The 20,838-nt window shown below is 66.0% G+C and carries 21 protein-coding genes; 9 read left to right on the top strand and 12 right to left on the bottom strand.

Features of this window, described 5'->3' with window-relative positions; genetic code table 11:
- Positions 1 to 106: 106 nt before the first annotated feature.
- Both ACKAE7_RS02370 and ACKAE7_RS02375 read left to right on the top strand, forming a co-directional pair.
- Positions 107 to 916: an alpha/beta hydrolase gene (locus ACKAE7_RS02370; protein ID WP_321201408.1), complete on the top strand. Its 810-nt coding sequence runs from the start codon at positions 107 to 109 to the stop codon at positions 914 to 916.
- Between the two features lie 69 nt (positions 917 to 985).
- Positions 986 to 1,678, top strand: a complete 693-nt coding sequence (locus tag ACKAE7_RS02375) for an LmeA family phospholipid-binding protein (RefSeq protein WP_408978417.1) — start codon at positions 986 to 988, stop codon at positions 1,676 to 1,678.
- A gap of 24 nt (positions 1,679 to 1,702) precedes the next feature.
- Here ACKAE7_RS02375 and ACKAE7_RS02380 read toward each other — a convergent pair whose 3' ends face one another.
- The 4 genes from ACKAE7_RS02380 to ACKAE7_RS02395 all read right to left on the bottom strand — a co-directional run bounded on the left by ACKAE7_RS02380 (position 1,703) and on the right by ACKAE7_RS02395 (position 5,740).
- Positions 1,703 to 2,032: a hypothetical protein gene (locus tag ACKAE7_RS02380; RefSeq protein ID WP_188808946.1), complete on the bottom strand. Its 330-nt coding sequence runs from the start codon at positions 2,030 to 2,032 to the stop codon at positions 1,703 to 1,705.
- A gap of 36 nt (positions 2,033 to 2,068) precedes the next feature.
- Positions 2,069 to 3,442 (bottom strand): right-handed parallel beta-helix repeat-containing protein, encoded by a 1,374-nt coding sequence (locus ACKAE7_RS02385; protein WP_190611727.1) that lies wholly within the window; start codon positions 3,440 to 3,442, stop codon positions 2,069 to 2,071.
- A 135-nt stretch (positions 3,443 to 3,577) separates the two neighbouring features.
- Positions 3,578 to 4,120 carry a hypothetical protein gene (locus ACKAE7_RS02390; protein ID WP_408978418.1) on the bottom strand — a complete coding sequence of 181 codons (543 nt, stop codon included), beginning with the start codon at positions 4,118 to 4,120 and terminating at the stop codon, positions 3,578 to 3,580.
- A gap of 84 nt (positions 4,121 to 4,204) precedes the next feature.
- The gene (locus tag ACKAE7_RS02395) at positions 4,205 to 5,740 is read right to left on the bottom strand and encodes an alkaline phosphatase (protein ID WP_408978419.1); all 1,536 of its coding nucleotides are present in this window, start codon (positions 5,738 to 5,740) and stop codon (positions 4,205 to 4,207) included.
- A gap of 367 nt (positions 5,741 to 6,107) precedes the next feature.
- Here ACKAE7_RS02395 and ACKAE7_RS02400 point away from each other — a divergent pair, with 367 nt between their 5' ends.
- The 4 genes from ACKAE7_RS02400 (at position 6,108) to ACKAE7_RS02415 (ending at position 10,077) form a co-directional block, all read left to right on the top strand.
- Positions 6,108 to 7,895 (top strand): multicopper oxidase family protein, encoded by a 1,788-nt coding sequence (locus tag ACKAE7_RS02400; RefSeq protein ID WP_188808949.1) that lies wholly within the window; start codon positions 6,108 to 6,110, stop codon positions 7,893 to 7,895.
- A 181-nt stretch (positions 7,896 to 8,076) separates the two neighbouring features.
- Positions 8,077 to 8,721: a biotin transporter BioY gene (locus ACKAE7_RS02405; RefSeq protein ID WP_190611740.1), complete on the top strand. Its 645-nt coding sequence runs from the start codon at positions 8,077 to 8,079 to the stop codon at positions 8,719 to 8,721.
- 10 nt (positions 8,722 to 8,731) lie between these two features.
- The gene (locus ACKAE7_RS02410; protein WP_408978420.1) at positions 8,732 to 9,457 is read left to right on the top strand and encodes an energy-coupling factor ABC transporter ATP-binding protein; all 726 of its coding nucleotides are present in this window, start codon (positions 8,732 to 8,734) and stop codon (positions 9,455 to 9,457) included.
- On the top strand, positions 9,454 to 10,077 hold the full coding sequence (locus tag ACKAE7_RS02415) for an energy-coupling factor transporter transmembrane component T family protein (RefSeq protein WP_408978421.1): 624 nt from the start codon (positions 9,454 to 9,456) through the stop codon (positions 10,075 to 10,077). Before ACKAE7_RS02410 ends, ACKAE7_RS02415 begins: the two co-directional genes overlap by 4 nt.
- 23 nt (positions 10,078 to 10,100) lie before the next feature.
- Here the strand turns inward: ACKAE7_RS02415 and ACKAE7_RS02420 are convergent, their stop codons facing one another.
- Together ACKAE7_RS02420 and ACKAE7_RS02425 are read right to left on the bottom strand one after the other, a co-directional pair.
- The gene (locus ACKAE7_RS02420) at positions 10,101 to 11,267 is read right to left on the bottom strand and encodes a thiolase family protein (protein ID WP_408978422.1); all 1,167 of its coding nucleotides are present in this window, start codon (positions 11,265 to 11,267) and stop codon (positions 10,101 to 10,103) included.
- A gap of 1 nt (position 11,268) precedes the next feature.
- Positions 11,269 to 12,675 carry a class I adenylate-forming enzyme family protein gene (locus tag ACKAE7_RS02425; protein WP_408978423.1) on the bottom strand — a complete coding sequence of 469 codons (1,407 nt, stop codon included), beginning with the start codon at positions 12,673 to 12,675 and terminating at the stop codon, positions 11,269 to 11,271.
- Between the two features lie 59 nt (positions 12,676 to 12,734).
- On the opposite strand from ACKAE7_RS02425, the gene ACKAE7_RS02430 reads away from it, so the two are divergent.
- Complete coding sequence (locus ACKAE7_RS02430; protein WP_190611755.1) at positions 12,735 to 13,613, top strand: neutral zinc metallopeptidase; 879 nt, start codon at positions 12,735 to 12,737, stop codon at positions 13,611 to 13,613.
- Between the two features lie 72 nt (positions 13,614 to 13,685).
- On the opposite strand, the gene ACKAE7_RS02435 is transcribed toward ACKAE7_RS02430, so the two are convergent.
- The 6 genes from ACKAE7_RS02435 to ACKAE7_RS02460 form a co-directional block, all read right to left on the bottom strand.
- Positions 13,686 to 14,018 carry a metal-sulfur cluster assembly factor gene (locus ACKAE7_RS02435; RefSeq protein WP_157242355.1) on the bottom strand — a complete coding sequence of 111 codons (333 nt, stop codon included), beginning with the start codon at positions 14,016 to 14,018 and terminating at the stop codon, positions 13,686 to 13,688.
- A gap of 14 nt (positions 14,019 to 14,032) precedes the next feature.
- On the bottom strand, positions 14,033 to 14,821 hold the full coding sequence (sufC, locus tag ACKAE7_RS02440) for a Fe-S cluster assembly ATPase SufC (protein ID WP_188808955.1): 789 nt from the start codon (positions 14,819 to 14,821) through the stop codon (positions 14,033 to 14,035).
- Positions 14,822 to 14,901: 80 nt separating this feature from the next.
- On the bottom strand, positions 14,902 to 15,261 hold the full coding sequence (locus ACKAE7_RS02445) for a non-heme iron oxygenase ferredoxin subunit (RefSeq protein WP_104187267.1): 360 nt from the start codon (positions 15,259 to 15,261) through the stop codon (positions 14,902 to 14,904).
- A 22-nt stretch (positions 15,262 to 15,283) separates the two neighbouring features.
- Entirely contained in the window at positions 15,284 to 16,570 is a 1,287-nt protein-coding gene (sufD, locus tag ACKAE7_RS02450) for a Fe-S cluster assembly protein SufD (RefSeq protein ID WP_408978424.1), read from the bottom strand.
- A 2-nt stretch (positions 16,571 to 16,572) separates the two neighbouring features.
- Positions 16,573 to 18,036, bottom strand: coding sequence for a Fe-S cluster assembly protein SufB (gene sufB / locus ACKAE7_RS02455; protein WP_104187272.1), 1,464 nt, complete (start codon positions 18,034 to 18,036; stop codon positions 16,573 to 16,575).
- Positions 18,036 to 18,878, bottom strand: coding sequence for a helix-turn-helix transcriptional regulator (locus ACKAE7_RS02460; protein ID WP_408978425.1), 843 nt, complete (start codon positions 18,876 to 18,878; stop codon positions 18,036 to 18,038). Before ACKAE7_RS02460 ends, sufB begins: the two co-directional genes overlap by 1 nt.
- A 196-nt stretch (positions 18,879 to 19,074) precedes the next feature.
- Here ACKAE7_RS02460 and ACKAE7_RS02465 point away from each other — a divergent pair, with 196 nt between their 5' ends.
- Together ACKAE7_RS02465 and ACKAE7_RS02470 are read left to right on the top strand one after the other, a co-directional pair.
- Complete coding sequence (locus ACKAE7_RS02465; protein ID WP_408978426.1) at positions 19,075 to 20,043, top strand: ABC transporter ATP-binding protein; 969 nt, start codon at positions 19,075 to 19,077, stop codon at positions 20,041 to 20,043.
- Positions 20,040 to 20,831 (top strand): ABC transporter permease, encoded by a 792-nt coding sequence (locus tag ACKAE7_RS02470; protein ID WP_408978427.1) that lies wholly within the window; start codon positions 20,040 to 20,042, stop codon positions 20,829 to 20,831. Before ACKAE7_RS02465 ends, ACKAE7_RS02470 begins: the two co-directional genes overlap by 4 nt.
- Positions 20,832 to 20,838 lie beyond the last annotated feature (7 nt).

Here is a 20,838-nt window from a genome sequence, read left to right on the forward strand (position 1 = left end):
GGAGCCGGGGCAGAGTGGCCGGAGAACGGCCCATCCAAGTCTACCGTCCGGCAACGTCCACGCAGAACGCCCCGTCTGCAGCCTCCTGTTCAGCTAGCGTTGCGGCATGACCTTGATGGACTTCCCTGCCCGTTCTTTCGGAGTCAGTACCGGGCCCGGCGTTCACATCCACGGCTTCGAACTGGGACCGGCCGACGGAGCGCCTGTCGTCATCCTGCATGGATTGGCTGGCAGTGCGCGTGAGTTCGTCCAGACGGCGCTCGCGCTGCCGGAATTCCGAACCGTTTTGATCGATCTCCGCGGGCACGGCAGAAGTACCACCCGGCCAGGCGACCTTTCCCGCGAAGCCTTCGTTGCCGACGTCGTACGTGTTATCGAATCAGTGGTCCGCGCACCCGTGACCCTTATTGGGCAGTCTCTTGGCGGGCACACGGCGATGCTGGTGGCGGCCGCGCGCCCTGATCTGGTCTCCCGGCTGGTCCTTCTCGAGTCCGGCGCACGCGGCGGAAGCGGGGACGAGCATGAACACTTGGGTAAATACTTCCGGTCCTGGCCCCTGCCCTTCGCAAGCCGCACAACAGCACAGGAGTTTCTGGGGGACGGACCCTTGGCCCGGGCGTGGGTGGCTGACCTGGAGGAAAGGGCGGACGGGTTGTGGCCGCGGTTTGAGGCTGACGTCATGGTGGCCGCGATCAAAGGAGTGGCCGCGCCCCGCTGGGACGAGTGGGAGAGCATCGCTGTGCCAACGCTCGTTGTTTATGGAGAAAACGGGATATTCGCTGCGGAGGACAAGTCCGGGTTCTGCGAGCGCGGCCGCAGGGTCCAGCGCGTGGATTTGGCCGGGGCGTCCCATGACAGCCATCTGGATGCGTTCCACTCCTGGGTGGCGGCTCTCCGTCCGTTCATGGGGGTCTGAGGCAGAGCGAGTAGCAGCGTGTGCGGTTTGGGGTTTCGCGGCCCGGGGGTGAGCCATCAGACTGTCCTGATGGAGTGGACGCGTGCCAAGGACTGGCTGATCGGTGCTGCTGGGATGGTCATCGTCCTGGGTCTTGCGGTTGCAATCGCGTGGTGGGTGGTGAGCAGTCCGGCCAGCGGGGTTGCGGCAGCGCCTGCGCCCTCCCCCACGGCGGGCGCCGAGCCCACGGCAGGCGCCGAGCCTCCCGCCGGCCTGCGCGGGGACGAGGTGTGGCTCGCCGATCTTGCCCTGGACGCCGGGACAGTGGCGATCGCGGGCTCGTTGCTTCAGGACGTGAGGGCCGTAGGGCAGGGCGTGGTCACGGGGCCGGGCGGGATGGTTGCTGAACGCCTCGCCGTGGACGCGACCGTTCCGTTCGACGTCGTTGCCGGGGAACTCGGTGATGGGACGGTGGTCCGCGCCGCCGATGGCGGCCAGGTCCTGGTGGTCCGTAAAGTCCAGGTCCTGGGCCGCGAGCTGGACGTCAACGCCACGGGCTCAGTCAGGGTCGACGCCGGCCGGCTGGTTGTTGAGCCGCGCTCGATCGACTTTGGCGGGCCCGGCTTCCTCTCCGACGCCCTCGGTGCCGCCGTGAGAAGGCTCGTGACCATCGAGCACAGCATTGACGGCCTGCCCGAGGGCCTCGTCCTTCAGGATGTCGCGGTCCAGGGCGACGGCTTCCGTGCGAGGCTCTCCGGCGAGGACGTCAAGCTCGTTCCATGACGGCGCCCGCCCTGGCCTGTAAACCTAGGTGGGTTTCTTAGTCAATACATCCGGAGCTTCCTGCCGGCGTCGAATTTCCAGGAGCCCGACCGCGTTTGCTCCGGTGAAGACGGCGCTGAAGGTGATCAGGAGGTCCCTGACTATCACCGAATTCGGGTCACCGGGCTGGGCGATAAGCGATATGGCGAGAATCAGGGCGCCCACACAGAGCCCGCCCGCGCTCGGGAAGTTCCGCTGCCGCATCAGTCCGTTTACCCTTCGGGTCCTGCCGCACGGGCGTCTTGCCTGCTCGATCTTGGAGTCATGCACCTGACCGTAGGCCTCGCCAGCCGTCCAGGCAATGCTCTTGATCAAATCCTGAGCATCGGACCCGGATGTTTCCCTGCGTGTTCATGATTGCCCTTCGCAACGGCCCGTGGTGAGCACACCGAACGTTGAACCGCGCTCCTTACCGGTGCGTGCCTGCCAGTGTGCGGCCTGCTCGATGGTCTCCGCGTTCTGGTAGTCGGTCTTCTTGCCTGGCCCGAGCTTGATGACGTTGTGGTGCAGGTTCAGCCCTTTGGGGTCCGTCCTGTCTCCGCTGATGTTGATGTAGCTGTCCCGCGCGCCGATGAACTGGTTCCGGGTGACCTCTACATCCATGGGCAGCTCGGTGTCATACGTCAGGATGTGGGTGCCCTTGCCTGCCGTGTCCGGCCGGATGCTGGCAGCCCACGAGTAGCCCGCGTTGATGCAGAGATTGTCTTTGAACGTGCAGCGGATGTGCCCGGACCCTGGAGTCGCATCGCCTGCAGACCACATCTCGAAGGTCTGGTTGCAATTCTCCACCCGGTTGTTCCGGAAGTGGATGTCGGTCCATGACTTGGCGTCCTTCGTTGCCGTCCCCTGCATCGTGAAGGCGACGTCGTAGCACTCCCGGATGGTGTTGTCCTCCATGATGATGTTGGACGCGCCGATCCAGACCTCGATGCCGTTGCCGTACCGGGTGCCGTCGGAGCTCAGCCGGGACCCGCCAAGGTCCTCCAGGCGGCAGTTCCTGATGCGGATGTTCTCCGAGCCTCCGGTCGCAATGCCGTGTGCTCCATGGCCCTCGATATGAATGCCATCCAGGATGCTGTGGGAGGCGGGCCGGATGCCGTCCTGCTGGACGGCGATTGCGACGCCGTCGCCCGGGTCAAAGTTCGACCTGACGTACACAAAGGTCTCGTCGCTGTAGAAGTCCCATTGGTTCGCCAGTGCATCCAGGCTGATCCGCTTCCATCCACGGATGAGGCCCGCCACCTTCAGGAAACCGACATTGGTGGACGGAGCGCCGGTGTTGCCGCTGTACTGGCCGGACCGGGCGGTGATGTCCAGCTTCCAAACCCCGGTAGTGTGCCGGATCCAGGCCCGTCTGCTGACCTTGTAGCCGGCAACCTTCGGGCGTGGGCCGGCGCCGTAGGCGCCCACCGTAAAGACTCCCGACGTGCCCTCGATGGACGGCTCGTGGAGGGCGCCGAAGAATGTGTCGCCGCGCTTGAGCAGGACGGCGTCGCCACGGCGCAGGTCCCCGCTGCCGAGGGCGTCCTGGACGCGCGCGAGGCTGCGCCACGGGGCTGCCTCAGTGCCCGTGGCCGAGTCGGAACCAAAGACGCTCACATACCGGGTGTTCCTGCCCACGCGGGACGGGGTGCGTTCGTCCGTGAACACAGCGGAACTTGCGACGCCGGCAGCGGCCCCTTTGAGGAGCGTGCGGCGGCTGAATGGTCTCGGAGGTAGTCTCATTGCCGGGGATGGTCCTTACGGATATCTCACGAGCGATTTTATCCGGCGGCAACCGGCAGGGAAACCGTCGGCGAAAACCAGAACTATGCACACCTGGTACCGGCACATACGGGCGATCCGGTGCGCGTTTCCGCGCTACTCGTTGACGAGGACGGGTACGCCTACTGCTGCTGAGACAGCTTGGGGTGCAAGCCCGGCCGGTACAGGGATGCTGAACTCTTCTCCTTCTTCAGACGGTCCGGAGTGTGCATGGCCTTCTGCGCCGAGATGGTGCACAAAACGGGCCGTGCCAAGGAGGTTGCCGCGGTCATCGTAGAAGCCGGCGAGCACCTGGAGTTCGAGCAGGTCGCTGACATCACTGGTGACTCTGACTGCCCCGGTGGCAGCCTGTCCATCAAAAGCCAGGTCCTGGAACAGGATCCTGTCATCGAACGGGCCTTGGATTTCAAGGATCTGGCCCGGGGCCGGCCGGGTTGTCCCGAGTCCTGCCAAGTCCGGTTCCCCTTCGGCACTGACCAGGCCAGGGAAGGTTGTTTTGGCGGCAGCGGATGCCTGCGGGACGCTGCCGGCGCCGGGCGCGGGGGCAGATGTCCGACCACCCAGTACGGCGGAGGCAAGCACAGCCAGCGAGGCAGCAGCGAGGGCTGCCATCAGGAGAATCCAGGGTTTGCGGTTCATCGTGTCCCCTCCTGGGTATGCGGCGTCCGCGGGGTGTCCAATACCCGGATTGCGGCCATCCTGCAGTGGTAGTTCACGCTAATCTCAGCGCAGGACGCGCAGGGCCTGGCCCACGATGTCGAACAGGTCGGTGTTGTCCACGCTGCCCTGCAGCTGTTCCGCACCCCGCCCGTAGGCGTATATGGGCACGTCGGCGCCCGTGTGGTTTCCCGAGGCGTAGGACAGCCAAAGGCTGGCTTCCTTGGAACCGTCCTTGACGTCGGAGGGGTCATTGGGGGTCCGGAAGGTGGCCGGGCCGAAGTTCTTCGGATCCTCTGAACCTTCGCCGTTGATGATTCCGGTCGAGCGCTCCTCGTCTTTGAAGTTTCCGCCATTCCGGGTCGGGGTGGAACTGTTGGCGCTGTTCCCGAAATCGACGTTCGGTGGGGGCCCGGCTGCTTCCGCGTTCGTGAAGGAGCCCTTTTCAATAATGTTGAAACCACCCGTTTCGTGGTCTGCGGTCACAATAACCAGGGTGTTGCCGTCCCTTTTCGCGAAGTCCAGGGCAGCGGCAACGGCGTCGTCGAAGGCTTTGACTTCATCCAGTGTCTGGGCCGCGTCATTGTCGTGGGAGCGCTTGTCGATCAGGGCACCTTCAACCTGCAGGTAGAAACCCTTGCCGTTACTCTGGTCCTGGTTCAGCAGTTCGATGGCCTTCTGGGTCATCTCCTGCAGGGACGGCTCCTCCGCCTGGGGTTTGTCGGGGTTGTCCTTCTTGGCCTTTTCAAGGGTCAGGTTTCCGGTGTTGAACAGTCCAAAAACCTTTTCACCCGAGGCCCCGTTCAGGTCGGCGCGTGTGGCGGGGATCCGGCTCGACACAGATCCCAGGATCGAGTAGCCCTGCTCCTTCAACGCGGTTTCATCCTTGGCGTCAAACCGGGCCATGCCACCGCCGAAAATGACGTCGGCGGTGCCATTGCGGGCGATCTGGTCCGCGATCGGGGTGACCCGGACATCGCTGGTGGGCAACTTTTCGCCGGTGACATCGGTGTCCTGGCAAGCATCGGCGGAGTAGTCCGGTCCCTGGCAGCCGCGGGCGAGGACGTGGCTCATCTGCCCGGCGGGCGTTGCATCGGTCACTTCGGCAGTGGAAACGTTGCCTGTGCGGTAGCCGGCCTGTTTGGCCAACTCCATGATGGTCGGCACCACAACACCCTTGGCGTCCACGCCGATGGCAGTGTTATACGTTTTCACCCCCGAGGCGAAGGCTGTGGCCGCAGCCGGGGACGCGGTGACCAGCTCCGGCACGAAGCCGGCCTGCCCGGGCTGGCCGGAGTTCTTCTCCACGGAATAGGTGCTGACCGAACCGTGGGACGGGAGGCTTTCCATTACCAGCCTGCCCTCGGCACCGTAGTAGCGCTCCCTGGCCGCCGTGACATGGGAGCGGCCCATCCCGTCGCCCAGCAGATAGATGACATTCTTCGCCGGCGATTGAAGGGCTGCGGGCGCCGGCCTGGTGGCAGTGAACACCGCGTACGCCACCAGCGAGATCGCCAAGACCGCGCCAAGGACGATCCACACGATCCCGCGTATCTTCCTCGGAGGGCCATCGGACATGAGTGCAGCCGGAACGTATCTCATCAGCGGGTCCTTTCCCAGCCGGGGGCGGAAGTCGAAATCGGCATGGCCTGCGGTGAGAGAAGGCGGGTTCGTTGCGGGCCCGGGATACACACACCGGGTGCGGGACGAAACTGCTGGCGGATGGCTTCTTGGTTTCTCCTTCCAGCAGGCGCATCGTCGGTTACCAAAGAATCCCCCCCCTAGACGAGCTTGTAAGACCACCATAGGAAGCAGTGACGGCGGAAGGAAGGAAACGTTTCCATCCTTCCGATTTCTTCAGCCAATCTTGAGGTGCCGTGAACCGGGCCCAACGGCCCTGTTCCAGACCCGCACCGGACTCGTACCGTCAATCAAGGGGGACTCATCTTTCGAGCGAAAAGAGTCTGCGATGTATCTAACCCGACGCCAGTTGTTGCAGGCCGGTGCAGTCGCCGGCGCCGGCATCCTGGTCCACCCGGATGCCGCCCTGGCTGCCCGCACACTTGCCCGGCAGGCCGGTCCCCTGACGATGTTCTCCGAGCAGCTGCCCACGCTGGCCGAACTAGGGGTCCTCGATATGCGGGCGGGCGGCCAGACCGAACTATCCATGCTCAACGCCGAGCACAACTTCCATAGCCAGCTTGACCCCACGGACACGTTCGCCTACCGGGCTGCCGGCGCGTCACAAACGTACCTCGGGCCCGTCATCGTCGCCCAACGCGGCACCCCGTTCGCCCTCACTGTGCACAACCAGCTGGGAGAGCACCCGCTGGCATTCGCCGTCGACAATGAGCTGGTGCCGCCCGGCAGCGACGACGCCAACGCCCCGCGCACCTCGACCCACCTGCATGGCGGCAACACCAGGCCAGGGTCCGACGGCGGCCCGGAACAGGTCTTTTCCCCCGGCAGCTCCTACACCTACCATTACGACAACAACCAGGATGCCGCCGGGCTCTGGTACCACGACCATGCGCTGGGCATCACCCGCCTTAACGTCTACGCCGGGCTGGCCGGCGGCTACCTCATCCGGGACACCCCGGGGCCGTCCGGGACCGGAATCGACACCGGAGACGGAACCCACCTCCCGCCGCCCCCATACGAGGTGCCCCTGGTCATCCAGGACCGGATGTTCAATCCCGATGGATCCTTCGCCTACCCGCCCAATCCGGAGCTGACAACCAGCGACGGCACCCCACGGCCCTGGGCGCCGGAGTTTTTCGGGGATGTGGCAACGGTCAACGGAAAATGCTGGCCGAACCTGGACGTGGACCGGGGAAAGTACCGGTTCCGCGTGTACAACGGGTCCAACGCAAGGTTCTACAACCTCAAGTTCGTGGCGGGCGGAAACGCGCTCGCGTTCGCCCAGATCGGCACGGACGGGGGTCTCCTCGACGCCCCGGCAAAGCTCAACAAACTGGTCCTGGGCCCGGGCGAGCGGGCAGACCTTGTGGTGGACTTTGCCGGCCTGTCCGCCGGATCCAAGGTGGTCCTGGGCAACAATGCCCCCACCCCCTATCCGGACGGCCCGGTCTCGGCGAAGCAAGGCGGGGTTCCCCTCCGCGAAATCATGCAGTTCACCGTGCAAAGCCAGAAAGGCTACACGGCGCCGCTGCCGGCGAAGTTGCGGCCCCAGCCCATGACGAGGCTGGCAGGACTGCCCACGGCGGCCACCCGCCAGATGACCCTCGTGGAAGTTCTTAATGCCGCGGGCATCCCCATCATGGCCCTGTTGAACAACCGCCCCTTCCACACCACCGACATCACCGCCGTGCAGGGCGACACCCTTGAGGAGTGGGAGCTGATCAACACAACAGTGGACGCGCACCCCATCCACCTCCATTTCACCCAGTTCCAGGTCCTCGACCGCCAGCGTTTCGACGTCGGCAAATACCTTGCCGCCACCGGATACGTGGATCCTGCCACCGGGCTGGTGACGCCGGGCCAGGGCAGCAGCGTGCCGGTCACGCCGTTCCTGATGGGCCGCCCCAAGGCGGCACCGGCCAACGAGCGGGGCTGGAAGGACACCGTCGTGTCGATGCCGGGAGAAGTGACACGGATCAGTGTTCCATTTGGGGCGGGTGCAGCGGGTGGAGCACCCTTGGCCATCGGCTCCTCGTTCACTGGCGAGTACGTCTGGCACTGCCACATCCTCGAACACGAGGACAACGACATGATGCAGCGCTACGTCATCGAATGACGGTTGTCCCTCCAAGGCACCACCTTCACCACAACGCGGAAGGGAAAACGCACCACCTTTGTGCCCAGCATGTAGCTGCAGGCAACCCGATTAGTAGACCCCCTACAAAATGCCCGCAGTTCCGCACCAGTAACGTCGGCAGTACATTAGATTCCGCTTGTACAACCCCGACAGGACTGCCATGAGCAACACCGACACCGCCTTCAAGAATCCCGCCAGCACCGGGCGCCGCCGCTGGAACGCCACCGACCTTGGCCTGATCGCCGTCTTCGCCGCCCTGGTTGCCGGCGCAGCCCTGGTCCCCGGCCTGGCCGTGAACGGATTCGGCGTCCCCATCACTTTCCAGACGCTGGCCGTGATGCTGACCGGCCTGGTTCTTGGACCGGGACGGGCCTTCGCCGCCGTGGGACTCTACACCCTGCTGGGGCTCGCCGGCCTGCCCATCTTCAGCCAGGGCCGCAGCGGCCTGGGGATCCTCGCCGGCCCTTCAGCCGGCTACATCATCGCCTTCCCGATCGCTGCCTGCGTTGTGGGCTGGCTGGCCACCATCGTGATCCGGCGGACCACCAAGGCCAGGGCGCTGTGGTTCTTCCTCTCTGCCGCCGTCACCAGCGCCGTTGTGGTGCATTCCCTCGGCATCGCCGGGATCGCGCTGAACACCAAGGCCACGCTCGGGCAGGCTTTCCTGAGCGACCTGGTGTTCTACCCGGGTGACATGGTGAAGAACATCTTGGCCGCCGTCATCGCCGTCGCACTCCACCGCGCCTTCCCGGACATCCTGGTGCGCCGCGTCAGGCGCAGTGCCGCCCAGCCTGCCAGGGCATAAGGGACCCGCCATGCCCGCCGTGACCTTTGATAGCGTGACGGTCGCCGTCGAAACCGACAGCGCACCGGAATTGAAAGTCCTGCTCGAGGCCATAAGCCTGGAGCTCACCGAACAGCGGATCGGCGTCATCGGAGCCAACGGCTCCGGTAAGTCCACACTGCTCCGCCTGGTCAACGGCCTGGTCCAGCCGACGGTGGGCAAGGTCACGGTGGACGGCGCGGATACGGTCCGCGACGTCCGGACAGTGCGCCGGAACGTGGGTTTTGTCTTCACCGATCCGCTGTCCCAGCTGGTGATGCCCACCGGCCGGGAGGACGTGGAGCTGTCCCTGCGGCGCTCCGTCCGCAACGGTAAGGAGAGGCGGCAAGCGGCCGAAGCGGCCCTGGACCGGCTGGGCCTGCTGGAACTGGCGGACCAGAGCATCTACGAGCTGTCCGGCGGGGAACGGCAGCTCATGGCCCTGGCCGCAGTGCTCGCGGTGAACCCGTCGCTGCTGGTCCTCGATGAGCCGTCCACCCTCCTGGACCTCCGTAACCGTGAACTCCTGCGCAGGACCCTGGCAGGGCTGGACCAGCAGATCATCATGTCCACCCATGACCTTGAGCTGGCATTGGAGATGGACAGGGTGCTGGTCATCGAAAAGGGCGAGGTGGTGTTCGACGGCGGCGCGGCGCCGGCCGTCGACCACTACCGGACGTTGTGCCGCGACGGCTTGCCGGCGGGAAAACCGCGATGAGGGGCCACGGCTTCCTGCTGGCCAATTACGTGCCGGGACAGTCCTTCATCCACCGGGCACCCCTGGGGCTGAAGTTCCTCCTGGTCTTCGGCTGCGGCCTGGCCTCGTTCATTGTGGTGGACTGGCGGGTGTCGCTGGCAGTCCTGGCCGGGCTCTGCGGCTTGTTCCTCCTGACCGGAGCGGGCCTGAAAAAGCTCTGGGCCGCCATCCGGCCGCTCGCCGCCGTGCTGGCAGTCATCGGGGTGTTCCAGTGGTGGATGCTGGGAGCCCCGACGGCGGCGCGGATTATCCTGAACATCCTGGTCTGCGTCGTGGCTGCATCCCTGCTCACTGCCACCACTCCCGTGCAACGGCTCCTTGACGGAGTGGTCAGGGCAGCGGGCCCTTTCAAGCGCTTCGGCGCCGACCCCGAGCGGTTCGCCCTGACGATCGCCATCATGCTGCGGAGCATCCCCTACATCGCCGGCGCCTTCGCCGATGTCCGGGACTCCGCCCGGGCACGGGGGCTGGAGCGCAATCCGCGGGCCCTGATCCTCCCTGTTTTCATCACCTCGGTGGCGTTTGCGCGCCAGACAGGTGAGGCGCTCGCCGCCCGCGGCCTCGGGGAAGCGGAAGACTGACGCCCCCGCCGGGGCACCGCGCCTTAGAGTCGCTGGTATTCCAGCAGCGCAGCGGTGCCCATGCCGCCGGCGCTGCTGATCATCGCCAGCGCCAGGCTTCCCGGCGTTTCGGACCGGCGTGCCTGGGCGAGCAGGCGGGTCACCAGGACGGCACCGGACGCGCCGTAGGCGTGGCCCAGAGCCAGCGCGCCGCCGTCGAGGTTGGCCCGCTCAGCATCAATTCCCACCTGGTCCAGGCAGGCAAGCGTCTGCGACGCGAAGGCCTCGTTGAATTCCACCAGATCCACCTGGTCCGCTGACACCCCAGCGGCTGACAGAACGTCCCGTGCTGCGGCTGCGGCGCCGACGCCCAGCAGTTCAGGATCCACTCCAGCCGTCCCGCTGCCCAGCACCAGCACCCCGTCCACGGCGCCCAGGTTCCGTGCCCGTTGCAGGGACGTGATAACGACGGCGGATGCGGCGTCGGCGTCGAAGCAGGAGTTCCCTGCGGTGACAGTTCCCCCGTCAACGAAGGCGGCGGGGAACCGGGCCAGGACGGCGGCGTTGAGCCCCCGCCTGGGGCCATCGTCCGCACTGGCAGTCGCTGCGCCCGTATCCAGGGGGACCAGCTCGCCGTCGAACACCCCGGCGTCCCTGGCGGCAAGCGCCAGGCGGTGGCTGCGCAGGGCAAACGCGTCCTGGCGTTCCCGGCTGACGCCGAACTCCCGCGCCACGTTTTCGGCAGCCACGCCCATGTCCGGATCGCCGAAGCCGGCCGGCACAAACTGTGCCCGCGCGTAGAAGTCCGGCCCGCCGTCGTCGTTCCTGTAGGCGCGCAGCGGCGCTGTACTGGTGCTCTCCACTCCCCCGGCGAGGTACAGCGGGTTTCCGCCCGCAGCCACCAGCCGCGATGCCAGGACCACCGCGTCGAGTCCGGAGCCGCACTGGCGGTCCACGGTAATCCCCGGAACGCTGACGGGCAGCCCCGCCTCCAGCAGGGCGAGGCGTGCAACGTTTCCCCCGCCGCCCACGGCGTTGCCGATCACAACGTCGGCGACTCTGCCGGGCTCCACCCCCGTTCCCGCCAGGAGCTCCCGGAGCACGGGCGCGAGCAGTTCGTGGGCACGCAGGCCCCGGAGCGCACCGTTGGTGCGGCACACCGGGGTGCGGCGGGCGGCAATGATGACAGGCTGCCGGTCCGGGGGGAGCATCTCAGCTGTCAAGGCTGCGCACCCTGCGGTCCCGGGAAGCGATCCAGTCCAGCAGGAGGTTGCGGCTGACCTTGCCCCGGTCCGTGGTGGGGAGTTCGGACAGAAGGTAGTACTGGAGCGGGCGCTTGTCCCGGGCAAGGAGGTCCTCAAGCCCGGCACGGAGCTGGGTGGCCGTGATGCCGCCATGGGAGGGGACAACACCGGCCACGACCCGTTCCCCGCGCAGGTCGTCCGGCATTCCGGCCGCGACGGCGGCGGACACACCCGGCACCGCTGCCAGTGCCAGTTCCACCTCATGCGGGTAGACGTTCCTGCCTGAGGTGAGGATCATGTCCGCGCGGCGGCCCAGGATGTGCAGTTCCCCTTCGGCCAGGTATCCCTGGTCGCCCACCGTGAACCAGCCGTCAAAGGACTTCAGGGCCTCCCCGTCATCACCCCAGAGGTAGCCGTTGCTGACCATGGCGCTGCGGACGCAGATGTTTCCGGCCTCCCCGTCGGGCAGCGGCTGCCCCGAGTCATCGAGGATCCGCACGTCCACACCCGGAAACGCCCGGCCGATCCCCGTTCCACCCAGTACGGCGAGCTGGCTGGCGGCCAGCCCCGCCCCTGAGACGAAACTCAGCTCGGAAGCGCCGTAGTACTCGAAGATGGTGGCATTCGGGGCCCAGCGGCGGGCAGCCTCAAGGGTCCTTGAGTCCAGCTTCGAGCCGGCACAAATGATGCTCCGGACGCCGGAGGCATCCACGCATCCGGTCAGGCCGCGCTCGCTGAGCATCCGCAGCATGGTGGGTACCAGCACCAGCCGGGTGACGCGGTCGTGGGTGATGGCGGCATGGACGTCGCCCACGTCAAAGCTTTCAAGGGTCTGGAATTCCGAACCAGCGTAGAGGCATTCAGCCAGCGCGTACAGGTTGAGGCTGGCGGCAAGGGGGCCCGGCGCCAGGGTCACATCGTCCGCACGGAGCCCGAAGAATTCGATGGAGGCCTCAAAGGATTCCTGCCAGGACCGCCGGGACCGCGTGAAAGCTTTTGGAATCGACGTGGTACCGGACGTGAGCCCGATGAGGAAGGTGGACCCGGGATCGCCGTCCGTGAGCTCGTCATCCGGGGATACCGCCGCGGGTTGGGCGCAGGCGTCCACGCGCCGCTTCAGGTCCTCCTGCAGCGGGCCCGGCCAGGCAGGATCGAGGACGGCGCATTGGCGGCCCGCGGCCACGGCCGCGGCAAATTTTGCCGCGAAGTCAACCGAGTTGGCCTCGCACAAGGAGGTCACGGATTTGGTGTGGGGTACCAGTGCCGCAGCGGAGTCCCGGAGCTCCGCCCAGGAGAGGCGGCGCCCGGCAATTACGACGGCGGTGTCGTGGGGCCGTTCCTCGGCCCAGCGCTGGATTCTGTTCAGGAAAGGCATCGGATCAACTTTACCGGCCGGCACCGGTTGAGCTTCTGGTCCGCGGGTATTGTGACTTTATGAGTTTCAACGACAATGTGCAGCTGGATCCCTCCCAGGTCCAGGACCGGCGAGGCATGGGCCGCGGAGTAAAAGTGGGCGGCGGGATCGGCGGTGGCCTCATCCTGCTCATCGCGGCACTCCTGGGTGTCAATCCACAGTTGCTGGAAGGCCTGGCCGGCGCCGGTCAGGAGCCGCAGAGCCAGGGTACGGCGCCCGCCTGCCTGACAGGAGCGGACGCGGATGCCCGGGTGGACTGCCGCATTACCGGCACCGTGAACAGCCTGAACGCCTTCTGGCCCGCCTACCTGCAGCAGTACAACGTGCAGTACCCGCAGCCGGAGACCGTGATCTTTGAGCAGGGTGTCAGCACCGGTTGCGGCACGGCCTCCAGTGCTGTTGGACCCTTCTACTGCCCCACCGACACCACCGCGTACTTCGACCCCGGATTCTTCCAGGAGCTGGTGGACAGGTTCGGCTCCTCGGGCGGACCCCTGGCGCAGGAATATGTGGTGGCCCACGAGTTCGGGCACCACATCCAGAACGTACTGGGAAACCTCGACCAGGCCCAGCAGGATCCCCAGGGACCTGAATCAGGCGCCGTGCGCGTGGAACTGCAGGCCGACTGCTACGCGGGCCTCTGGGCCAAGCATGCATCAACCCAGCCCGGGCCCGACGGCCAGCCGTTCCTGGAACCCCTCACCCAGCAGGACCTGAACGACGCCCTGTCCGCCGCCTCCGCTGTTGGTGACGACCGGATCCAGGAAGCGGCCACCGGGCGGGTCTCCCCCGAAGCGTGGACCCACGGCTCCAGCGAACAGCGCCAGCGCTGGTTCTACACGGGCTACGAAACCGGCGACATCAACCAGTGCGACACGTTCTCGGCACCGACGTTGTAATCCGCCAAAGCCTCCCGCATTAAACGACGACGGGCACCTTTCCTGCGAAAGGTGCCCGTCGTCGTCGTACTGCTAGATGTTGAAGCCGAGGGCCCGCATCTGGTCCTTGCCGTCGTCGGTGATCCGTTCCGGACCCCATGGCGGCATCCAGACCCAGTTGAGGCGCCAGTCGTCAACAACGCCGTCCAGGGCCTTGCCCACCTGCTCCTCGAGCACGTCGGTGAGCGGGCAGGCCGCGGTGGTCAGCGTCATGTCGATCAGCAGTGCGCCGTCGTCGTCCGAGTACTTCAGGCCGTACAGCAGGCCCAGGTCAACGATGTTGACGCCGAGTTCGGGGTCGATGACATCCTTCAGCGCCTCCTCGACGTCCTCAAGGCTCGTGCGTGCCGTGTTGATTTCGGTCATGGCGGGTGTCCTTACTAGGCCTGCGCCACGGCGGGTGCAGCGGCTGCGCCGGCACCCTTGGCGTAGCGGTCGTAGCCTTCTTCTTCGAGGCGGTCGGCAAGCTCCGGGCCGCCTTCCTCAACAACCTGGCCGTCCACGAACACGTGCACGAAGTCAGGCTTGATGTAGCGCAGGATGCGGGTGTAGTGCGTGATGAGCAGGGTGCCCATCTTGCCTTCGGCGTGAGCGCGGTTGACGCCCTCGGAAACAACCTTGAGCGCGTCAACGTCCAGGCCGGAGTCGGTCTCGTCCAGGATGGCGAACTTGGGCTTGAAGAGTTCCAGCTGGAGGATTTCCACCCGCTTCTTCTCACCGCCGGAGAAGCCCTCGTTGACGTTGCGCTGGGCGAAGTCGGCATCGATGCGCAGCTGTTCCATGGCAGCCTTGACGTCCTTGGTCCAGGTGCGGAGCTTGGGGGCTTCGCCGTCGATGGCGGTCTTGGCGGTGCGCAGGAAGTTGGTCATGCTCACGCCGGGGACCTCCACCGGGTACTGCATGGCAAGGAAGACGCCGGCGCGGGCACGCTCGTCAACGCTCATTTCCAGGACGTCTTCGCCGTCCAGGGTGATGGTGCCGCTGGTGACGTTGTAGCGCGGGTGGCCTGCGATGGTGGAGGCCAGCGTGGACTTGCCGGAGCCGTTGGGGCCCATGATGGCGTGGGTTTCGCCGGTCCGGATGGTCAGGCTGACGCCCTTCAGGATTTCCTTGGTGCCCTGCTCCGTCTCAATGCTGACGTGCAGGTCCTTGATCTCAAGAGTAGACATGTGTCTTGTTCTCCTCTGCACCGGGCCTGGGCGGCGGCGGTGCGGTCTCTGTCTGGAAGTTGGTTCGTAATTCTGTGGTGCTAGCTGAAGTTGGGAGCCTCGGCGCCGTTGAGGACATTGGTGACGTCCACGTAGACCTCGTCCCCGACGATCTCGACGGCGAACACCGGGACCGGATCGTAGGCCGGGAGCTGCAGCGGTTCACCGCTGCGCAGGTCGAACTGGGAGCCGTGGCCCCAGCACTCGATGGCGCAGCCCTCCACCTCGCCCTCGGACAGCGAAATGTCCGCGTGCGAGCAGGTGTCGCCAATCGCGTGGATCTCCCCCATGGAGTCCTTGACGATCGCCACGGGGTAGTCATCAATCAGGATCCGCAGCGCCTGCTTCAGCTGGATTTCATCCGCCTTGCAGACAAGCTCGCCCTTTGGCTGGTCAGTCATGTGTAACCGTGCTCCGTGCCTTCTAGTTGTCCGTCAGAGCGAGTTCGTGCTCAACAGCCTCGGTCAGCCGTTCCTCGATGGAGGGGACCTTGATCTGCTGGATGATCTCGTTCAGGAAGCCGCGGACCACCAGGCGGCGGGCAACATCCTCAGGGATGCCGCGGGCCATGAGGTAGAACAGGTGCTCGTCATCCATTCGGCCGGTGGCGCTGGCGTGGCCTGCACCCTCGATCAGCCCGGTCTCGATTTCGAGGTTGGGCACGGAGTCGGCACGGGCACCGTCTGTCAGCAGCAGGTTGCGGTTGGCCTCGTACGTATCGGTGCCTTCGGCTTCCTTGCGGATCAGGACGTCGCCAACCCACACCGCGTGGGCGTTGCGGCCCTGCAGTGCACCCTTGTAGAGCACGTTGGACTTGCAGTTGGCCACGGCGTGGTCAACGAACAGGCGCTGCTCCAGGTGCTGCCCGGCGTCGGCGAAGTACAGGCCGAACATTTCGGCCTCGCCGCCGGGGGCGGTGAAACGGGCCGACGGCGTAACGCGGACCAGGTCGCCGCCCAGGCTCACCATGACGTGCTTGAGCTTGGCGTCGCGGCCGATCTTCGCCTGCTGGGAGGAGGCGTGGACGGCGTCGTCGTTCCATTCCTGGAGCGTGATGACGGTCAGGCTGGCGCCGTCTTCCACGATGATCTCCACGTTTTCGGAGACGATGGCGGAGCCCCGGTGGTTCAGGACAACAACTGCCTTGGAGAACTTCTCCGCAACAATCACCAGGTGCTGGGCAGCCGGGTCCAGTGAGGTGCCTTCAAGGTCGACGCTGACTTCCGTGAGCGCTTCGAACTCGGAAGGGATGGTCACCACGGTGGCGCCGGCAAAGTTCTCCCAGGCGTTGGCGGAGACGCGGTCCTCGGGAATACCCGCGGTGCCGATGCGGCGGTCGTCGCGGCCGACGCTCTCCACGGTGACTTCCTCCGGCCCGGTGACCACGACGGTGGGTGCCGCGCCGGACAGGACCTCGGAGTGCAGCCCGCGGAGCCGCTTGAGCGGGGTGAAGCGCCAGTCTTCCTCCATGCCGGTGAGCGGCTTGAAGTCGGCAAGCTTGTAGGACGTCAGGCGGCCGGCGCGCGAGCTGTCCGGAACACCGACGCCGCCGCCGTGCGAGTGGCTTTTCGCCGCAGCGCCGGCCAGCGGGGCCTTGGCGCCTGCCGCGTTGATGGGCGAGAGGCTTTCGCCTTCTTCGGTGAAGCCGTCGATGAACGGCTGGGCTGAAGGCGCGCCGATGCGAGCCTTTTCAGTAGTGATTTCAGTCATCGTTATCCGACGGACCCTTCCATCTGCAGTTCAATCAGGCGGTTCAGCTCAAGTGCGTACTCCATGGGGAGCTCGCGGGCAATCGGCTCGATGAAGCCGCGGACGATCATCGCCATGGCCTCGTCTTCGCGCATGCCGCGGGACATCAGGTAGAAGAGCTGCTCTTCGCTGACCCGGGAAACAGTTGCCTCGTGGCCCATCACAACGTCATCCTCGCGGATGTCGATGTACGGGTAGGTGTCCGAGCGGCTGATCGTGTCAACGAGCAGCGCGTCGCAGCGGACAGTGTTGGCCGAGTGCTTGGCGCCTTCGCGGACCTGCACGAGGCCGCGGTACGCCGCACGTCCACCGCCACGGGCCACGGACTTGGAAATGATGGAGCTCTTGGTGTTGGGCGCAATGTGCACCATCTTCGAGCCGGTGTCCTGGTGCTGGCCTTCGCCGGCGAACGCGATGGACAGCGTCTCACCCTTGGCGTGCTCGCCGACGAGGTAGACGGCAGGGTACTTCATGGTCACCTTGGAGCCGATGTTGCCGTCGACCCATTCCATGGTGGCGCCCTCTTCGCAGATGGCACGCTTGGTCACCAGGTTGTACACGTTGTTGGACCAGTTCTGGATGGTGGTGTAGCGGACGCGGGCGCCCTTCTTCACGATGATCTCCACCACGGCGGAGTGCAGCGAGTCCGAGGTGTAGATCGGCGCGGTGCAGCCTTCGATGTAGTGGACGTAGGAGTCCTCGTCCGCGATGATCAGGGTCCGCTCGAACTGGCCCATGTTTTCCGTGTTGATGCGGAAGTATGCCTGCAGCGGGATGTCCACGTGGACGCCCTTGGGGACGTAGACGAAGGAGCCGCCGGACCAGACGGAGGTGTTCAGCGACGCGAACTTGTTGTCGCCCACGGGGATCACCGTGCCGAAGTACTCCTGGAAGATCTCGGGGTGTTCCTTGAGCGCGGTGTCGGTGTCCAGGAAGATGACACCCTGCCGCTCAAGGTCCTCGCGCAGCTGGTGGTACACCACCTCGGACTCGTACTGGGCGGCGACGCCGGATACCAGGCGCTGCTTTTCAGCTTCGGGGATGCCCAGCTTGTCGTAGGTGTTCTTGATGTCCTCGGGCAGGTCTTCCCACGTGGCAGCCTGCTTCTCCGTGGAGCGGACGAAGTACTTGATGTTGTCGAAGTCGATGCCGGAAAGGTCCGCGCCCCAGGTGGGCATGGGCTTGCGGTCGAAGTACTTCAGGCCTTTGAGGCGGAGGTCAAGCATCCACTCCGGCTCGCTCTTCTTGGCCGAAATGTCCCGGACCACTTCTTCGTTGAGCCCACGGCGTGCGTTGGCGCCGGCGTCGTTCTTGTCGGCCCAGCCGTACTCGTAGTTGCCGATGCCGTGAAGCTCGGGATTCTTCTCGAGAATCTCCGAGATCACAGTGTTTTCGGCTACTGCTTTCTCTGATAGTTGGTCCGTCATCACGGCCTTTCTTGCTGATGGTTGTTTACTTCAGTCAGGCTGGCGGGGGCTGCCGGGGGCGTTGGGGGCCCTCCGGCAGACAGCCGGCCTGTGGGTATGTGGGTGGTGCAGACGTGGCCGCCGCGGGCCAGGGTGGAAAGCCGGCGCACGTCAACGCCCACCAGCCTGGAGAACACTTCGGTTTCCACGTCGCAGAACACGGGGAAGCGGGCGGCGAGCTGCTGGATGGGGCAGTGGCCCTGGCAGAGCTGGACGCTGGAAAGCGCGGCGGGCAGCGGAGCCTTGGCTTCGATGGAGGCGGCCGAGGCCACGAAATTGTCGCGGCTCAGGGCGTCCGCCAGGGCCTTGGCGCGGTCGGTGATGTCCGGGCCGGCCTGGTCGATTTCCGGGGCGTAGCGGCGTTCCATGTCAGCGAAACGCTCGACGGCGAAGGCCCGCACGGCGTCCGGCCCTGCAACCTTCTGGAGCTGCTGGAGGGCGAGGGCGGCAATGTCGAGGTAGTCGTTGCCGAGGCTTGACTGGCCCTGGGAGCTGAGCACGTAGCGGCGTGCCGGGCGGCCTGCACCGCTGCCGGACTTTGCCACCCGCTTGACCTCGATGACGCCAGCACGGGACAGGTGGTCCAGGTGCCTGCGGACGGCGGCCGGCGTGAATCCCAGGAGGTCTCCCAGTTCGGCGGCGCTGACGGGTCCGTGTTCCAGGACGGCCGCGAGGACGCGGTCGCGCGTGCGCTCGTCGGCGTCAGCCACCGGCCCGGCGGGCATGGCGCCGCGTTCCGCTGTGACAGCGGAGGCCCCGTGCCGGGCGACAGGCACAGCAGTGGCGTTGGTCATGGAATACACAACACAATAGTGTCGTAATTTAGTCCCGCATTCCAGTAAGGCGAGGCTGGCCTGTGCTGAACCCCACCTTTTGAGTTTTTGTCCAGATGTGCAGGCTTCACCGGCCGTGCACCCTGCGCATCTGGACAAAAACTCCCGGATGCGGGCGGAACTCAAGGAGGACTGCCCGCAATACTACTTCCCGTAGAATACTGGGGTGCGATCGCCCCTGTCCCCCGTCCTGTCCATCAACGGGCTCGTTAAAGATGTAGGCCCGCTCTCCAGCATGGACGGAAGAATGCTCCGGGTGGTGAGCGGGGTCTCACTCTCGGCCGAGCGCGGGCAGGTCACAGCGCTGCTGGGCGCCAACGGCGCAGGAAAAACCACCACCCTGGAATGCGCCCAGGGCCTCCAGAAGCGCAGCGGCGGGAGCATCTCGCTGCTCGGCCAGGACCCGGCAACGGCCGGGGCGGAGCTGCGCTCCCGCGTAGGCGTAATGCTTCAGGACGGCGGCCTCCCGCCGTCGGCAAGGCCTGCCCCCCTGCTGCGGCACATTGCCGGACTGTACGCACACCCGTGGCCCGTGGACGACCTCATCCAAAGGCTCGGCATCGACACCTTCAGCCGGTCCACCGTCCGCCGGCTTTCAGGGGGGCAAAAGCAACGCCTGGCCCTCGCCGCCGCCCTGGTCGGAAGGCCGGAGGTACTCTTCCTCGACGAACCCAGCGCAGGCCTGGATCCGCAGTCCCGACAACTGGTGTTCGAGCTGATCGGCGAGCTGCGCGATTCGGGGATGGGAATCATCCTCACCACGCACCTGATGGATGACGCCCAGCGGCTGGCGGACTACGTCTACATCATTGACGGTGGCCGCAATGTCGCCGAGGGAACAGTCCAAGAACTGCTGCAGCGCGGACCCGCCGTGGACGCCGGCACGGACCACGTGCGCACCCTCACCTTCGATGCGAAGCCGGGACTGGACCTGGCCGGAGTGCTGCCCGCCGACGTCGTGGTCCTGGAGGAGCGGGCCGGAAGCTACACCGCCACAGGCACCCTGACTCCCCGGCACCTTGCCACGCTCGCCGAATGGTGGGCAGCGCACGACGTCATGCCCGCCGCCATGTCCTTGCAGGCCCGCAGCCTTGAGGACGTCTTTCTGGACATCTCGGGAAAGGACATCCGATGAACCCGACCCCCGCGGGTACCGCTGCCGGGGCCGGTGCGCCCGCCCGGCAGCAGCCCGCATCCCTGCTCCGGCGCATCCTTTTGCAGGGCAAATACGAGTCGCTGGCGATGCTGCGGAACGGCGAGCAGCTGATCCTCGCTGTGGTGCTGCCGCTGCTGGCGCTGGTTGGCCTGACGGTGACCCCGTTCCTGGACGGCCTGGGGCCGAGCCGCATCGACGTGGCGGTCCCGGGGATCCTGGCCCTCTGCGCCATGTCCACAGCCTTTACGGGGCAGGGCATCGCCACAGGATTCGACCGCCGGTACGGTGTGCTGCGTTTCCTGTCCACAACTCCCCTGGGCCGGGGCGGGCTGATCGCCGGCAAGGTGCTTTCCGTGCTGGCGGTGCTCTGCCTGCAGGTTGCCGTGGTGGCTACGGTCGGGTTTACCCTCGGATGGCAGCCGACGGCGGCCGGCTGGGTTCCCGGACTGCTCCTCCTCGCGCTGGGCGCGACGGCCTTTACCGCCCTGGGGCTGCTGGTGGCCGGGACCGTCCGACCCGAAGCAACCCTGGCAATCACCAACCTGCTCTGGATCCTCCTCGGGGCCCTTGGCGGGATCGTGATTCCTGCGGAACGCCTGCCCTCCGCGGCCCAGCAGATCGTTGGACTCCTGCCCTCGGGTGCACTCGGTGAAGCCCTGCGGGACGCCTTCCTGCACGGTGCGCTGAATGGCGCCGCCTCCCTCATACTGGTGCTCTGGACAGTTATTGCCGGGGCCGCAGCAATCCGTTGGTTCAAGTGGAATTGAGATACTC

The organism is Pseudarthrobacter sp. NKDBFgelt, assembly GCF_046097905.1.
Classification (GTDB): domain Bacteria; phylum Actinomycetota; class Actinomycetes; order Actinomycetales; family Micrococcaceae; genus Arthrobacter; species Arthrobacter polychromogenes.

What these genes read in the sequence shown, in the direction of transcription:
- ACKAE7_RS02370 (WP_321201408.1), top strand. Translation starts at nt 107, where the DNA reads ATGACCTTGATGGACTTCCCTGCCCGTTCTTTCGGAGTCAGTACCGGG.
- ACKAE7_RS02375 (WP_408978417.1), top strand. Translation starts at nt 986, where the DNA reads ATGGAGTGGACGCGTGCCAAGGACTGGCTGATCGGTGCTGCTGGGATG.
- ACKAE7_RS02385 (WP_190611727.1), bottom strand. Translation starts at nt 3,442, where the DNA reads ATGAGACTACCTCCGAGACCATTCAGCCGCCGCACGCTCCTCAAAGGG.
- ACKAE7_RS02390 (WP_408978418.1), bottom strand. Translation starts at nt 4,120, where the DNA reads ATGAACCGCAAACCCTGGATTCTCCTGATGGCAGCCCTCGCTGCTGCC.
- ACKAE7_RS02395 (WP_408978419.1), bottom strand. Translation starts at nt 5,740, where the DNA reads ATGAGATACGTTCCGGCTGCACTCATGTCCGATGGCCCTCCGAGGAAG.
- ACKAE7_RS02400 (WP_188808949.1), top strand. Translation starts at nt 6,108, where the DNA reads ATGTATCTAACCCGACGCCAGTTGTTGCAGGCCGGTGCAGTCGCCGGC.
- ACKAE7_RS02405 (WP_190611740.1), top strand. Translation starts at nt 8,077, where the DNA reads ATGAGCAACACCGACACCGCCTTCAAGAATCCCGCCAGCACCGGGCGC.
- ACKAE7_RS02410 (WP_408978420.1), top strand. Translation starts at nt 8,732, where the DNA reads ATGCCCGCCGTGACCTTTGATAGCGTGACGGTCGCCGTCGAAACCGAC.
- ACKAE7_RS02415 (WP_408978421.1), top strand. Translation starts at nt 9,454, where the DNA reads ATGAGGGGCCACGGCTTCCTGCTGGCCAATTACGTGCCGGGACAGTCC.
- ACKAE7_RS02420 (WP_408978422.1), bottom strand. Translation starts at nt 11,267, where the DNA reads ATGCTCCCCCCGGACCGGCAGCCTGTCATCATTGCCGCCCGCCGCACC.
- ACKAE7_RS02425 (WP_408978423.1), bottom strand. Translation starts at nt 12,675, where the DNA reads ATGCCTTTCCTGAACAGAATCCAGCGCTGGGCCGAGGAACGGCCCCAC.
- ACKAE7_RS02430 (WP_190611755.1), top strand. Translation starts at nt 12,735, where the DNA reads ATGAGTTTCAACGACAATGTGCAGCTGGATCCCTCCCAGGTCCAGGAC.
- ACKAE7_RS02435 (WP_157242355.1), bottom strand. Translation starts at nt 14,018, where the DNA reads ATGACCGAAATCAACACGGCACGCACGAGCCTTGAGGACGTCGAGGAG.
- sufC (WP_188808955.1), bottom strand. Translation starts at nt 14,821, where the DNA reads ATGTCTACTCTTGAGATCAAGGACCTGCACGTCAGCATTGAGACGGAG.
- ACKAE7_RS02445 (WP_104187267.1), bottom strand. Translation starts at nt 15,261, where the DNA reads ATGACTGACCAGCCAAAGGGCGAGCTTGTCTGCAAGGCGGATGAAATC.
- sufD (WP_408978424.1), bottom strand. Translation starts at nt 16,570, where the DNA reads ATGACTGAAATCACTACTGAAAAGGCTCGCATCGGCGCGCCTTCAGCC.
- sufB (WP_104187272.1), bottom strand. Translation starts at nt 18,036, where the DNA reads ATGACGGACCAACTATCAGAGAAAGCAGTAGCCGAAAACACTGTGATC.
- ACKAE7_RS02470 (WP_408978427.1), top strand. Translation starts at nt 20,040, where the DNA reads ATGAACCCGACCCCCGCGGGTACCGCTGCCGGGGCCGGTGCGCCCGCC.